Source organism: Streptomyces sp. NPDC127038 (assembly GCF_042725875.1).
Lineage (GTDB): Bacteria > Actinomycetota > Actinomycetes > Streptomycetales > Streptomycetaceae > Streptomyces.
In genome coordinates, this window is sequence record NZ_JBHXDQ010000005.1 from 82,318 (window position 1) to 96,592 (window position 14,275).

The window sequence follows — 14,275 nt, forward strand, 5'->3', positions numbered from 1 at the left end:
ACCGTCGGGCGGGGCCCGTACGTACCCCGGAACTGGTGGCACCCCGGGACCGCCTGCACCCCGGGACCGCCCGCGCACCTGGACCGGGGCACCCAGGCACGGTCCGCCCCCGGCACCGGTCGCTCAGCCCATCCGGTCCTCGTCCGAGAGGTGTTCCACCGTCCTCCCGGTCGCGGTGAAGGTACGGGTCACCTGCCCCGAGGAGTACACCCACAGGATCCGCAGCGGGCGGTCGCCGACGTTCCTGAACAGGTGCGGGACGGGGGAGGGGACGTACGTGGTGTCGAACCGCCCGAGCCGCGTCGCCTCGCCGTCCACCACCACCTCCGCCTCGCCCTCCAGGACCGTCACGTGCTCGTCGCAGTTGTGCGAGTGCAACGGGGCTCCGGAGCCGACCGGGTACACGCTCATCCCGCTGGTGATCCGGTTCTCGCCGCCCGCCGAAGCCGTGGTGACGAGCGGTGTCGTCACCACGGCACCGCCCCGGTCCAGCGGGGGCACGGACGCGGCTTCGATGATCGTGGTCATCCGGAATTCCTCTCCCGTCGGGGGTGATGCGTCGACCGACGTTAGGCCGCGCCCTCGTGAACGGGTGCCGTCCGGCGTGCAGTTTTACCTTGCGTTCCGGGAAGGGTGAGCTTCCCGAACCCGGCTGTACCGTCGGCTGGCATCGCACGGCATCCCCGTACATGCCGGAAACACGCCGGAAAGAAAAGGCAGGTGGCAGCCACATGAGGCTCCCCGTTCTGACCGATGAGGACATGGAACCGCGCCAGCGGGAACTGGCCGCCCGTATCGCCGGCCGGCGCGGTGCCGTCCGCGGTCCCTTCCGGGTCTGGCTGCACAGCCCGGAGATGTGCGAGCGCGCCGAATCCCTCGGCGCCTTCGCCCGGTTCGACTGCTCGTTGCCCGAACGCCTGCGCGAGCTCAGTCTGTTGATGGCCGCCCGGAACTGGGACGCGCAGTACTCCTGGAACGCGCACGTGGACCGGGCGGTCGCGGCCGGTGTGCCGGAGGCCGCGGTCAAGGCCGTCGCCGAGAAGCGCGAGGCGGTCTTCGAGGACGAAGCCGACCAGGCCTTCTACCAGTTCTGCCGGGAGGTCCTGGAGGACCACTTCGTCCGCGACGAGACCTTCGCCGGGGCGCTGGCCCACTTCGGCCCCCGCGGCCTGGTGGACGCTATCGGCGCGCTCGGCAACTTCACCATGCTCGGGATGTGCCTGAACACCTTCCAGGTGGACCTCCAGGCCGATCGCGAGCCCCCCTTCCCCGACGTCCGCGGCCACGGGCGTCTGGCCCCCGGCGACGGACCGCGGCCGTGACCGCCCGCACGGACCGGGACACGGAGGCAGGCGCCGCGGTGACCGCGCGGACCCCGACGACGGCACCGGGCGACGCCGGGACGGCACCGCGTCCCGTGCTGCGCGTCCGCGGTGTCACCAAGCGCTTCGGCGGCGCCTCCGCGCTCACCGACGTCGATCTCGACCTGTACCCCGGCGAGGTGCACGCGCTCATGGGCATGAACGGCGCCGGGAAGTCGACACTGGTGCAGATCCTCTCCGGGGTGCACCAGGCGGACTCCGGCACCGTCGAGGTCGACGGACACACCCAGCACGGCCTCACCGTACGCAGGGCCCGACGGCTCGGCATCGCCTCGGTTCCCCAGCGCCGTGAACTGGCGATGGGCCTGACCGTCGCGGAGAACGTCCTGCTCGGCGACCTGCCCACCCGGCGCGGCGCCGTGCGCTGGAGGAAGCTCAAGTCCGAAGCGGAGCAGGCACTTTCGGGACTCGGCATCGACATCGACGGGGAGCGGACCGCGGGTTCGCTGACCGTCGCCGAACAGACCATGGTCGAGGTGGCGCGCGAAGTGCGTCGCGGCGGCCGGATCCTGATCCTCGACGAACCCACCGCCTGTCTGGGCGCGGAGGCCGCCCAGCGGATCAGGCGTCTGGTACGCACCTTGCGCGACGAGGGCGTCGCCGTCGTCTACATCTCGCACTACATCGACGAGGTCATGGCCGTCGCCGACCGGCTCACCGTGCTCCGCGACGGAGTCGTGGTGCACAGCGCCCCGGCCGCCGAGCTCGACCCGGACGCGCTGGTACGGGCCATGGTCGGCCGCGACGTCGTCTCGCGGCGCTCCGAACGCCCCGCGCCCCGGGACGGCGTCGGCCTCGCGGTTCGCTCCCTCAGCGACGGCCGGGCCGTCCGGGGCCTCGACGTCCAGGTGCGCAGGGGCGAGATCGTCGCGGTGCTCGGACCGGCGGGCGACGCCCAGTCCCGGCTGTTCGACCTGCTCTCCGGCCGGCGCCGCCCCGACACCGGTGAACTCCTCGTCGACGGCTCCCCGGTGCCGTTCGGCCGGGTGCGCGCCTCGCTCGCCGGCGGTCTGCGCTGCGTGACGGGCGACCGGAGGGCGCTCGGACTGGTCCCGGCCCTGTCCCTGGACGAGAACCTGATGCTGGCCGGCGACCGCCTGGCCCGCAGACGGCTGCACCGGCGGGGTGAACTGGCGCGCCGGGCAAGGCCGTTGCGGCGCAGCTACGGGGTCGTCTCGCTCGCGGGCAATCCGCCGGTGAGCGCCCTGTCCGGCGGCAACCAGCAGAAGGTGCTCCTCGCGAAGTGGCTTCAGACCGAACCGGCCGCCTGCTTCCTCGAAGACCCCACGAACGGTGTGGACATCGCCGCCATGGCCGACATCCACGCCCTGCTCGACGGCCTGGCCGCGCGCGGCACGGCCGTGCTGCTCGCCTCCTCGTCCGCCGAGGAGGTCATGCGACTGGCCGACCGGGTCGTCGTCGTCCGGGCGGGCCGGGTGGTCGCCGAGCACGACGTCACCGCCATCACCCGCGACGAACTCGTCGCCACCGCACTCGGAGGCCGGCCCCAGTGAACGTCACGACACGTCCCGACGCCCCGGACACCGGCGAACCGCGGGCCCGGAGGCGGCCCGGGAACCGGCTCGGCGTTCTGCGCCGCGCCCCGCACACCGGCCTGACGGCCGTCCTGGCCGTCGTGGTGCTGGCCACCGTGCTGCGGACCGACGCGTTCGCCACCGACACGAACGTCGTCAACATCCTGCGGCAGGTGAGCGTCACCGCCGTGATCGCCGCGGGTCTGACCCTGCTCATGACCGCGGGCGGCATGGACTTCTCCATGGGCAGCAATGTCTCCGTCACGACCGCGCTCGGCGCGCAGCTGCTGTCGCACGGTCACTCCACCGTCTTCACCGTGGCCGCCACGATCGTCCTCGCCACCGCGATCGGCCTGGTCAACGGGCTGGTCGTGACGTTCACGAACGTCGCTCCGTTCGTCGTCACCCTCGCCACGGCCACCCTGCTCGACGGAGTGGCGCTGCTGGTGCTCGACAGCGTCAGCGTCTCCATCGGCACCCGGATGTTCTCCCTGGGCAACGACGCGGTCCTCGGCGTCCCCTATCTGCTCGTCCTGGCCGTCCTGGTCCTGGTCGCGACGGCCCTGGTCATGCGGTTCACCGTGTTCGGCCGCGACGCCTACGCCATCGGCGGCAACGAACACGTGGCCCGGCTCAGCGGCATCAACGTCACCGCGCGCAAGCTCTCGCTGTACGCGCTCACCGGCGCCCTGTCCGGTCTGGCGGGCCTGATGCTGCTGTCCCGGCTCGGCTCCAGCAGTCCCGGCACCGGCGGGCTGTCCCTCCAGCTGACCGCCGTGGCCGCGGTGGTCATCGGCGGCACCTCGCTCGCCGGCGGCCACGGCACCGTCACCGGCACCGCGCTCGGCGTCGTGCTCCTCGGTGTGGTCGCCAACGCGCTCAACCTCCTCCAGGTGTCCAGCAATTACCAGCCGGTGTCCGTCGGCGCGGTCCTGCTCGTCGCGGCCGTCGCGAACGAGTTCCACAAATCCCGGTCCGTACGGAACTGACCCCGCCCGGCGCGCACACCCTTTCGTCCCCGCATTCCGCGGTCGATCTCCTCCCGAATTCCGCGGCCGCTTCGCCCTGCCCTCGACCGGCCATGAAAGGCGTACCACGATGAGATTCTCCGTCCGTTCCCGCCGCGCTCTGATCGCCGCGGCCGCCGGCACCACCCTGGTGCTGAGCGGTTGTACCGGCAACGACAACGCCGGTGCCGCCGGGGCGAGTTCCGGTGCCGTCACGCTCGGATTCGTCAACGGCGCGGACACCGAGTTCCACACGTGTCTCCAGAAGGCCGTCGAGCAGACGGCCAAGTCGGAAGGAGCCGCGGTCTACACGGCCAACTCCCACCAGAACGCGGGGACGGAACTGTCCAACATCGAGGACATGATCTCCCGCAAGGTCAGCGCGCTGATCGTGCAGACGGTCAACGTCGACTCGCTCGACGGCGACATAGCCAAGGCCAAGGCCGCCGGCGTGCCGATCTATCTGACCTCGGTCGCCCCCAACGACGCCAACGACATCCTGGGCGCGACGGTGGTCGACCTCCAGAAGGTGGGCGCCCTGGACGCCGACTGGGTGGTCAAGGACGCGGCGGGACGCGAGGTGAAGGTCGGGGTGATCGCGGGCGCCCCCGGTGCCGCCTCCGACCTGCTGGTGGGCGGGTTCACCAACGAACTGCCCGCCACCGCGAAGGTCGTCGCGAACCAGCCCGGCATGTTCAACCCGGTCAAGGCCCAGGAGGTCGCCGAGAACATGATCCAGGCCCACCCCGACCTGGACTACGCCTTCGTCGCCAACGAGGAGATGGGCTTCGCCGTCCGCAAGGCCTTCGACGCGGCGGGCGCCGAGGACGTCAGGATCGTGACCGTCAACGGCACCGACGAGGGCCTGGCCGCCGTGAAGGACGGCCGGTTCTCCGCCACCGTCGCCAACTCGGCCATGGTCATCGGCCGGACCGCGGTGAAGAGCGCCATCGGTCTGCTGGGCAGAGAAAAGGTTGACAAGATTGCCAACATTCCTCTTCTCTTGGTCACCAAGGACAACCTGACCAAGGCCCCGCAGTACTGCCCCACGTCGTAAGCCGTCGCCCGCGGACCGGCGCGGCCGGGGTCCGCACCGCCGTGAGACCCGTCCCGGGACGGAAGCGCCGCCCGCAGATCCCGAACGACCGGCACCGCCGCCGGGGCCCACCCCCGGCACGCGTGGGCCTCCGGAGGAAACATGGACCGCTTGCTCCTCATGCACAGCTTCGTCACCGTCGCGCAGGTCGGCAGCTTCAACGGCGCCGCCAAGAAGCTGGGGTCCTCCGGCTCGCTCGTGTCGCGCCATGTCGCCGAGTTGGAGCGGCAGGTGGGCGTCAGGCTGGTCAACCGCACGGCCCGCTCCGTCAGCCTCACCGAACCCGGCCAGCGCTATGCCGAGTTCGCCGCCCGCATCCTGGACGAGATCGAGGCCGAGGACGCCGGGATAGCCCAGCTCCACGACCGCGCCGAGGGAACGCTCAGCATCATCTGCCCCAAGTGGATCGGAAGCCTGGACCTGGGCGACGCGATAGCCGCCTTCTCCGCCGCCCACCCCAGGATCCAGGTCCGCTTCGAGCTGGGAGGCATGTCCGACCGGACCTACGACTTCCTCGACAGCGGATTCGACGTCGCCTTCCACACCCGGGACCTGCGGGACTCCAGCGTCCGCCTGAAGAAGATCGCCTCGCTCCCGTTCGTGCTGTGCGCGTCCGAGAAGTACCTCGAACGCGGTGGCCCGCTCACCGAGCCGAACGGGATCGCCGGCCACGACTGCCTCGTGCACGTCAACGACCCGGTCTGGCGCATCGGCCACGGCCACGCCTCGACCCTGCACAAGATCCGCAACATCGCCTTCTCGTCGAACTCCTACATCGCCCTCCAGAAGGCCGCCGTGCACGGGCGCGGTATCGCCCTGCTGCCGCAACGGCCCGCCTACGACGACCTGATCTCGGGCGCCCTCCGGGTCCTGCTGCCCGAACTCGCGGTCCCCGACCGCCCCTTGTACGCGATCTACGGACCCGGACAGGGGGCGCCGCGCAAGGTCAGCGTATTCCTGGATTTCCTCACCGCGTGGTTCTCCCAGAACCCCATTCCGGAGATCCGTTCCGGGAAACCGTAATACCGCTCTCCGGCCGCAAGAAACGATTGCGCATTCCGTCGGGCCCGGGCCGTTGAGCCCGCCGCCGCCCGAAACCTACGCTCACCGGGCGACCCGCGAAACGAGGAACCCATGGGAATCCAGAGAATCGAATCGGTCACCTACGGCATCGACGCCCTCGGCGAATGCGCCCGTTTCTTCGACGACTTCGGGCTCCTCCCGCTGGAACGGACCGACGAGCACGCCGTGTTCGGGACCCGCACCGGCCAGACCCTGCACCTCGACACCGCACCCGACACGCTGCTCCCGCCTCCGGTGGAATCCGGGCCCACGCTGCGGGAGGTGGTCTGGGGCGTCGACACCCCCGGGGAACTGGAACGCCTGGTGGCCGCGGCCGGACGCGACCGCCCCGTCCGGCAGGACGCCGCCGGCGTGTTCCACACCGTCGACGAGACGGGCTTCGGAGCGGGACTGACCCTCGCCCGGCCCCGGCCGGCCGACGTCCCGCCCCGGCCCGCCAACGTGCTGGGCAGCGTCACCCGCTGGAACACCGCGCTGGGGCCGGTCACCCGTGTACACCCGCTGCGCATGTGCCATGTTGCCCTCAACATCCCCAGGGAGGGCCGCGAGCGGGCCGTCGCGTTCTACGTGGACCGCCTCGGGTTCCGGCCCACCGACGTCGTCGAGCCCATGGGCGTCTTCATGCGGGCACCGGGCGACGACGACCAGCACACCCTGCTGCTCTGCCACCGCCCCGACAAGGCGGGCGTCAACCACGTCGCCTACGAGGTACCCGGCTTCGACGACGTCGTCCAAGGCGGCAACCACATGATCGACCGGGGCTGGCGCGAGGCCCGCAGACTCGGCCGCCACACCGTCGGCTCCAACGTCTTCCGTTTCGTGCACGCGCCCTGCGGCGGGCGCGTCGAGTACGCCGCCGACATGGACCGGGTCGACGACTCGTACGAGACCCGCGTCCACACGGACGCCCCGCCGCACCACATCTGGGCCCTGCGCACCAACCGCGACCAGCAGGACGCCCCGGCCTCCTGACCGGTCCGCCTCCCGCCATCCCCCTCCTCCTTCCGCCCCACCGTCCGGCCCCCGTGCCGGGTGCCTCCGCCGCCCGGCCCCGCGCCGCGGCCCCACCGTCTTCTCCACCGGCCTGAGAGGGCTCCCACCCATGACCACCGACCACGGCTATCCCGCCGTCCGCCTGTACATAGCGGGGCGATGGTGCCCGGGCGCCACCGGACGCACCGCCCCGATCGTCGACCCGGCCACCGAGGAGGTGATCGGAGAGGTCCCCCTGGCCACCGCCGCCGACCTCGACCGCGCCCTCGACGCCGCCGCACGGGGATTCAGGACCTGGCGGGACACACCCGTCGCCCGGCGCACCGCGATCCTGCACACCGCGGCCGACCTGCTCACCGAGCGGGCCGCCGAGGTCGGCCGGATCATGACCCTCGAACAGGGCAAACCCCTCGCCGAGGCCACCGGAGAGGCCCGCCGTGTCGCCGACACCCTGCGCTGGCACACCGACGACGCCCGCCGCGCCTACGGCCGCATCATCCCCTCCGACCCCGGCACCCTGCTGTCCGTACGCCGTGAACCGGTCGGCCCCGTAGCCGCGTTCGTCCCCTGGAACTTCCCGGCCGGCGGCCCCATGCGCAAGATCTCCTCGGCCCTCGCCGCGGGCTGCTCCCTCGTCCTCAAGGCCTCCGAGGAGACCCCGGCCACGGCCGCCGCCCTGGTCGGCTGCTTCGCGGACGCGGGACTGCCGGACGGTGTCCTCAACCTCGTCTTCGGCGAACCGGCCCAGGTGTCCGCCCACTTGATCGCCTCGCCGGTCGTCCGGCTCGTCGCCTTCACCGGCTCGGTCCCCGTGGGCAAACTGCTCGCCGCCGCCGCGGGCGAGGTGATGAAGCCGACCCTGATGGAGCTGGGCGGCCACGCCCCCGTGATCGTGTGCGCGGACGCCGACCCCGCCCGCGCCGCCCGCCGCGCCGCACAGGCCAAGTTCGCCAACGCCGGCCAGGTCTGCACCTCGCCCAGCCGCTTCCTCGTGCACGAGAGCGTCGTCGACGACTTCACCGCCGAGTTCGTGAAGGCGGCCGAGGCCGTCGTCGTCGGGGACGGCCTGGCCGAGGGCACCACCATGGGACCCCTCGCCAACGAACGCCGGCTCCGCGCGATGGAGCGGCTGACCGCCGACGCCGTACGCCGGGGCGCCACCGTCCGTACCGGCGGCGAACGCCTGGAACGCGCCGGCTACTTCTTCGCGCCGACCGTCCTCACCGACGTGCCCCCGGACGCGGACCTCATGCGCGAGGAACCGTTCGGGCCGATCGCGCCCATCAGGGCGTTCGGCGACCTCGACGACGCCCTGCGCACCGCGAACGAACTGCCCTACGGCCTCGCCGCCTACGCGTTCACCGAGTCCGCCGCCACAGCCGAACACCTGGTGCGCGAGCTGGAGGCGGGCATCCTCTCCGTCAACCACTGCGGCGGCTCGGTCAGCGAGGCGCCCTCGGGCGGCGTCAAGGAGAGCGGCTACGGCAGGGAGGGCGGACCCGAGGCACTGGACGCCTATCTGATCACCAAGCGCGTCTCCCACCTCCTGGCGGGCTGACCGTCATGAGGTACACCAGGGTGTCGGCCGGTGGCCGGGCCGTCTGGGGCCGTGTGCGGGAACGGGACGTCGAACTGCTGTCCGGGTCCCCGCTGGAGGCCATGCACGGGCCTTCGTACGACGGCGGCCCCGGCCCCACCGTCATCGGCACCGTACCCCGCGCCGACGCCGTCTGGCTGCCGCCCGTCGTCCCGCCCGTGTTCTACGCCGTCGGCCTGAACTACCCCCGGCACATCGCGCACTGCGGCGCCGAGGTCCCGACGCGCCCCGAAGTGGGCTACCGGGCCAACAGCGCGCTGACCGGCCACGGCCGGCCCATCGTCAGGCCGGCCGGTGTCGAGGGCCGGTTCGAGGCGGAGCCGGAACTCGTCGCCGTCATCGGCCGCACGCTTCGGCACGCCTCGTACGAGGAGGCCCGCGCCGCGGTGTTCGGCTGGACGATCGGCAACGACGTCAGCGCCCGGGACTGGCAGCACCGGGACCGCACGCTGTGGCGCAGCAAGAACAGCGACACCTTCAAGCCGATGGGCCCCTGGATCGAAACGGACGTCGACGCGCTCGCCCAGACGACCACGCTCCGGGTCAACGGCGAGGAGCGGGCCGCGTTCCCGACCGGCGACATGGTCTTCGACCCGTACGAGTACATCGTCGAGATCACCCGGCACATCACCGTGCGCCCCGGCGACGTGCTGTGGATGGGCGCCGAGTCGACCTGCCGGATCGAGCCCGGCGACACCGTCGACATCGAGATCAGCGGCATCGGCGTGCTCTCCAACCCCGTTCGAACGGAAGGGAATTCCGCATGAGCAAGGCCCCGCGCTACATCCACCACGTCAACTTCCCCACCACCGACCCCGACCGCACCGCCGAGTGGTACACGAAGGTCTTCGGGATGAAACGCATCATGCCCAGGTCCAACACCCGGGTCGTGCTGATGACCCGCGGCACCTTCGACCTGCACTTCACCCCGGTAGAGGAGATGGAGCGCATGGCGCCCTACCACTTCGCCGTCGAGGTCGACGACTGGGACGAGTTCCTCACCCATCTGAACGAACTGGGCATCCGGCACACCCGCCCGATCGAACGCCCCGAGAACCAGTCGAAGTTCTGCTACATCCACGACCCCGACCACACCATGATCGAGCTGGTCTTCCACGGCAGGCGCCCCGACTGAGCGTGCACGCGGCGAAGTTCAACCCCCCTTTGAACCGCTAGGAGTTATCTCCCATGCCCTACGCCGACTCCGACGGCACCTCCCTCTACTACGAGCGCCACGGCACCGGCCCGGCCATCCTGTTCGTCCACGGCAGCGGCGGCAACCACGCCGCCTGGTGGCAGCAGGTCGCCGCACTGCGTTCCGAGTTCACCGTCGTCACCATGGACCTGCGCGGCTTCGGCAGGTCCGACTCCTCGATGCCGGAGTTCGACGGCCAGGACTTCCCCGGCGACGTCCTCGCGGTCCTGGACGCCGAGGACCTCACCGATGTGATGCTGGTGGGCCAGTCCATCGGCTCGGTGGCCGCCCTGCGCGCCGGCCTGCTGCGCCCCGACCGGGTCCGGGCCGTCGTCCTCGGCCACTCCCTCGGCGGCATCAGCCACCCCGAACTGCGCGAACTGGCCGCCGCCGACCGCGCCGAGGCCGTCAAGCTCCCCGTCGTCGACCGCCTGCTCACCCGGCGCTTCCAGCGCGAACACCCCGACCGGACCTTCCTCTTCCGGCAGATGGGCACCTTCAACGTCGCGAGGATGGCCGACCTGCGCAACCTCGACACCGACGGGCCCACGCTGCGCGCCATCGAGGACTCGGGCGTCGAGATCGCGTTCCTCCTCGGCGAGAAGGACGCGGTGCTCAGCGTGAAGACCGTGACCCGCGCCCATGAACTGCTCCCGGGCTCCCGCCTGGAGATCGTGCCGGAGGCCCCGCACTCCATGTACTGGGAGACACCCGGTCCCTACAACCGGGCCGTCGCACAGCTGCGCCGCACCCTCGGACGGAAGGAAGCCGCATGAACAGCCTCACCCTCGACGCCGCCGAGGAGATCGCGGACGCGGCACTGAAACGGGCCCGGGCGCTGGGGAAGGCGGTGAGCGTCGCCGTGGTCGACGCGGGAGGCTTCGTCGTCAGCGTCCGCCGCGACGACGGCGCCCGCCCGCTGACCCCGGACATCGCCCGTGCCAAGGCGTACACCGCGGCCGTCATGCAGCGCCCCGGGAAGATGCTGAGGAAGTGGCAGGAGAGCCAGCCCGTGTTCTTCGCGCAGCTCTCCCAACTGCCGGGCGCCGCACTGCCCATCATGGCCGCCGAGGGCAGCGTCACCATCAAGAAGGACGGCGGGATCATCGGCGGGCTCGGCATCGCGGGCGGCACCGCGGACGAGGACCAGCGGGTCGCCGACGAGGTCCTCGCGTCCCTCGGCTACGAACTGGAGTTCGCGGCCTGGGGTGTCGCGGCCACCGAGCCGACGAGGAAGGGTGCCTGAGCCATGGCGGACACGTTCAACTACCGCATCGACCACCACGGCAGCCTGGTCCGCCCGGCCGGCCTCACCCGCCCGGGCGACGATCCGGCGGCACTGGACGACGCGGTCGAGGAGGCGGTCGCCCTCCAGCGCAGGGTGCGCTCCACCGTCGTCACCGACGGCGACTTCCCGTACGAGGACTTCCGCGGCGCCGTGCTCGGCCGGGTCTCCGGCTTCCGGCGTACGGGAGGGACGGGACCCGGCGGACTGGCCCGGTGGGTGGCCGAGACGCTGCCCAAGGCCGACGCCCCGCTGCTCGCCGACCGGGCGGCCCGGCTCGCCGGGCTGACGGTGATCGCGCCCAAGGTGTCCCTGCCCTCCCCGGCCTATCTCGCCGCCACCACCTTCGACCCGTCCCTCGCCGGCTCCGGCGGTCCCGCCTCGGCCCGTGAACTCGGCGAGGCCCTGGCCGAGATCATCCAGGCGGAGATCGAACTGCTGGTCTCCCGGGGCGTGCGGCTGATCCAGCTGAACAACCCTCTGCTGCTCGGCCACCTCGCGGCCGAACCGGCCGTTCCCGACGCCCTGTCCTTCGAGGACACGCTCGCCGTGGAGGCTCTGGCCGTGCGTGCGCAGGAACGCCCCGAGGGGGTACGGATCGGAGTCTGCCCCGGCTGGGAGGCGCCGGGCACGGTGGACAGGTCGGGCGCCGAGCGGCTGTACGGCGGCATCCCCGCCGACCGCTGGATCCTCCCGTACGACCGGGGCACGGCCGCCGAACTCGATCTGCTCAGGGCGCTGCCGGAGGACCGTGACGTGTGCCTCGGCGTCGTCGACGCGACCACTCCCGAATTGGAGGAGATCGACACGGTGCTGGTCCGCATCGACGCCGCCGCCGAGGTCAAGGACATCGAGGACATGGCCCTCTCGCCGTCCCGGGGATTCGCCGACCTCGCGGCACGGCCGTTCGTCGGCGCCGAGCACCAGCGCCGCAAACTGGTCCTCGTGGAGACCCTCGCCCGGTACTGCTGGGGCAACGAGTTCTGAACCCGCCGCCGGTCCGGCCGGGAGCCACGGGGGGGGGCTCCCGGCCGGAGGGATCCACGACAGGGCCTCTTTTCAGAGCACTTCGGCGAACGTGACCGTGCGCTCCGTCAGCAGCGGCAGCACCCGGCCGACGATCAGTTCCGTGAAGTGGTCCGCCGCCCGGTGCGCCTCGAAGCCCGCCCGGTCCGTGTACCGCTCGTAGAGCACGAACGAGCCCGGCCGGTCGACCTCGGCGTGCACCTCGTAGGCGAGGTTCGCCGGTTCGGCGGGAGTGAGTTCGCGCATCCTCAGGAGCGCGGCGCGCACCGCGTCCGCGTCGGCGGGCGCGCACCGGTAGTGGGCGACGACTGCGAAAGCCATGTGTTTCCTCCGTAGGGGGCCGTGGGGGCCGTGGGGGCCGTCGGGCCCGCCGATTCCAGCATGAATCCCCTGATGGGCGACCCGCGCGCGGCGCAAGCAATGTCTGCCTGCGCGGGTCTGGCAGACCGGGCCCCCGCTCGTGTGTTGTCGGTGCGACCGGCCCGGCACGCCCGCCGGTGCCGGGGCCGACCAGCTTCCCCGGTCCCCGGACCGGATCACCCCCCGGTCCCCGGACCGCCCCACCCGCTGACCGCGGCCCGCGCCGCGGCGGACGAGAGAAGTGATGCCGATGCGAACCCTGGAGACCCTCCTCGGCGGGGAGTGGGTGGTGACCGGCGCGTGGATCGACGTCCACGACCCCGCCGATCCGCGCACCCCCGTGGCCCGCGTTCCCGCGCTGGGCCCCGCCGAGGTCACCGAGGCATACGACCACGCCGAACGGGGCTTCGCGCTCTGGAAGCGCACCAGCCCCTTCGAGCGCGCCCGGATCATGACGGACGCGGCCCGGCTGCTGCGCGAGCGCGTGACGGCGGTCGCCGAGGACCTCAGCACCGAGATGGGCAAGACCCGCGCCGAGGCGACCGCGGAGACCCTCAAGGCCGCCGACTTCCTGGAGTACTACGCGGGACCGGCCCGCCAGGGCTACGGCACGCTCGTGCACGACGTACGCCCGGACACCCGCACCCACCACCAGCTCGAGCCCATCGGCGTCGTCCTCGCGATCACCCCCTGGAACGACCCGCTGATCACCCCCGCCCGCAAGCTCGCCCCCTGCCTCGCCGCGGGCAACGCGGCCATCCTCAAGCCGGCCACCGACACCCCCCAGGCCGCCCTGCACCTGGCCCGCGCCCTGCACGACGCGGGCCTGCCCGCCGGAGTCCTCGGCGTGGTCACAGGACGCGGCGCGGACGTCTCCGAGGCACTGCTCGGCGATCCGCGTCTGGCCGCCGTCACCTTCACCGGCAGCAACGAGGTCGGCGAGGGCCTGCGAGCCGCGCTCGCCCACACGAACGTCCGCTTCCAGGGCGAACTCGGCGGCAAGAACGCCACCGTGGTCCTCGCCGACGCGGACCTGCCCGCCGCCGCCCGGGCCGTGGCCGCGGCCGGCTTCGCCCAGGCGGGACAGCGCTGCACGGCCACCAGCCGGGTGATCGTCGAGCGGCCCGTGTACGAGGAGTTCACCGCGCTGCTCCTCGCCGAGACCGCCGCCCTGCGCGTGGGCCCGGGACGGGCCGCCGGGACCACGATGGGGCCGCTGGCCGGCGCCCGGCAGCGGGACGACGTCCTCGCCGCGATCGAGCGCGCCGTCAAGCAGGGCGCGAGGATCCTCGCCGGCGGCGGCCGGCCCGCGGACGAGGCGCTGGCCCACGGCTGTTACGTGGAACCGACGGTGCTCGGCGAGGTGGCCCCCGACCTGGACATCTGGCGCGAGGAGGTGTTCGGGCCGGTCGTCGCGCTGTGCGCGGTGGACTCCTTCGACGAGGCCGTCGAGGCGGTCAACGACTCGGTCTTCGGCCTCGCCGCCGCCGTGTTCACCCGGGACCTGGGCGCCGCCCACCGGTTCGCGGACGAGGTGGAGTGCGGCCAGATCGCGGTGAACACCACGACCTCCGGCTGGGACGTCCACCACCCCTTCGGCGGCTTCCGTGACTCCGGGTCGCCGTTCAAGGAGCAGGGCGAGGAAGGGCTGCGCTTCTACACCCGGGTCAAGACCGTCGCCCTCCACTTCGGTGCCTGACGGGCCGGAGGGCGACG

15 protein-coding genes are annotated in these 14,275 nt (G+C 72.1%); 13 read left to right on the top strand and 2 right to left on the bottom strand.

All coding sequences use genetic code 11. The features are described from left to right. Positions 1–123 precede the first annotated feature (123 nt). A complete protein-coding gene (locus ACFWI4_RS05580; RefSeq protein ID WP_387191296.1) occupies positions 124–528 on the bottom strand; it encodes a cupin domain-containing protein in 405 nt (134 codons plus the stop codon). A 203-nt stretch (positions 529–731) separates the two neighbouring features. Between ACFWI4_RS05580 and ACFWI4_RS05585 the strand changes: the two genes are divergently transcribed. The 12 genes from ACFWI4_RS05585 to ACFWI4_RS05640 all read left to right on the top strand — a co-directional run bounded on the left by ACFWI4_RS05585 (position 732) and on the right by ACFWI4_RS05640 (position 12,160). Next, positions 732–1,322, top strand: coding sequence for a carboxymuconolactone decarboxylase family protein (locus ACFWI4_RS05585; RefSeq protein WP_387191298.1), 591 nt, complete (start codon positions 732–734; stop codon positions 1,320–1,322). After that, positions 1,319–2,896 (top strand): sugar ABC transporter ATP-binding protein, encoded by a 1,578-nt coding sequence (locus tag ACFWI4_RS05590; RefSeq protein ID WP_387191300.1) that lies wholly within the window; start codon positions 1,319–1,321, stop codon positions 2,894–2,896. The genes ACFWI4_RS05585 and ACFWI4_RS05590 overlap by 4 nt, the downstream gene beginning before the upstream one ends. Further along, positions 2,893–3,906: an ABC transporter permease gene (locus tag ACFWI4_RS05595; RefSeq protein WP_387191302.1), complete on the top strand. Its 1,014-nt coding sequence runs from the start codon at positions 2,893–2,895 to the stop codon at positions 3,904–3,906. The genes ACFWI4_RS05590 and ACFWI4_RS05595 overlap by 4 nt, the downstream gene beginning before the upstream one ends. Positions 3,907–4,015: 109 nt before the next feature. Continuing rightward, on the top strand, positions 4,016–4,981 hold the full coding sequence (locus ACFWI4_RS05600) for a sugar ABC transporter substrate-binding protein (RefSeq protein WP_387191304.1): 966 nt from the start codon (positions 4,016–4,018) through the stop codon (positions 4,979–4,981). A 141-nt stretch (positions 4,982–5,122) separates the two neighbouring features. Beyond that, a complete protein-coding gene (locus ACFWI4_RS05605; RefSeq protein ID WP_387191306.1) occupies positions 5,123–6,043 on the top strand; it encodes a LysR family transcriptional regulator in 921 nt (306 codons plus the stop codon). 111 nt (positions 6,044–6,154) lie between these two features. After that, complete coding sequence (locus ACFWI4_RS05610) at positions 6,155–7,075, top strand: VOC family protein (protein ID WP_387191308.1); 921 nt, start codon at positions 6,155–6,157, stop codon at positions 7,073–7,075. Between the two features lie 130 nt (positions 7,076–7,205). Beyond that, entirely contained in the window at positions 7,206–8,654 is a 1,449-nt protein-coding gene (locus ACFWI4_RS05615; RefSeq protein ID WP_387191310.1) for an NAD-dependent succinate-semialdehyde dehydrogenase, read from the top strand. A 5-nt stretch (positions 8,655–8,659) separates the two neighbouring features. After that, positions 8,660–9,460, top strand: coding sequence for a fumarylacetoacetate hydrolase family protein (locus tag ACFWI4_RS05620; protein WP_387191312.1), 801 nt, complete (start codon positions 8,660–8,662; stop codon positions 9,458–9,460). Continuing rightward, positions 9,457–9,828, top strand: coding sequence for a VOC family protein (locus ACFWI4_RS05625; protein WP_387191314.1), 372 nt, complete (start codon positions 9,457–9,459; stop codon positions 9,826–9,828). The genes ACFWI4_RS05620 and ACFWI4_RS05625 overlap by 4 nt, the downstream gene beginning before the upstream one ends. Before the next feature lie 53 nt (positions 9,829–9,881). After that, positions 9,882–10,664, top strand: a complete 783-nt coding sequence (locus ACFWI4_RS05630) for an alpha/beta fold hydrolase (RefSeq protein ID WP_387191316.1) — start codon at positions 9,882–9,884, stop codon at positions 10,662–10,664. After that, on the top strand, positions 10,661–11,134 hold the full coding sequence (locus tag ACFWI4_RS05635) for a heme-binding protein (protein WP_387191318.1): 474 nt from the start codon (positions 10,661–10,663) through the stop codon (positions 11,132–11,134). Before ACFWI4_RS05630 ends, ACFWI4_RS05635 begins: the two co-directional genes overlap by 4 nt. A 3-nt stretch (positions 11,135–11,137) precedes the next feature. Then, entirely contained in the window at positions 11,138–12,160 is a 1,023-nt protein-coding gene (locus ACFWI4_RS05640; RefSeq protein WP_387191320.1) for a methionine synthase II (cobalamin-independent)-like protein, read from the top strand. 72 nt (positions 12,161–12,232) lie between these two features. On the opposite strand, the gene ACFWI4_RS05645 is transcribed toward ACFWI4_RS05640, so the two are convergent. Next, entirely contained in the window at positions 12,233–12,520 is a 288-nt protein-coding gene (locus tag ACFWI4_RS05645) for a putative quinol monooxygenase (RefSeq protein ID WP_387191322.1), read from the bottom strand. Between the two features lie 283 nt (positions 12,521–12,803). On the opposite strand from ACFWI4_RS05645, the gene ACFWI4_RS05650 reads away from it, so the two are divergent. Further along, entirely contained in the window at positions 12,804–14,258 is a 1,455-nt protein-coding gene (locus ACFWI4_RS05650; protein ID WP_387191324.1) for an aldehyde dehydrogenase family protein, read from the top strand. Positions 14,259–14,275: the final 17 nt, after the last annotated feature.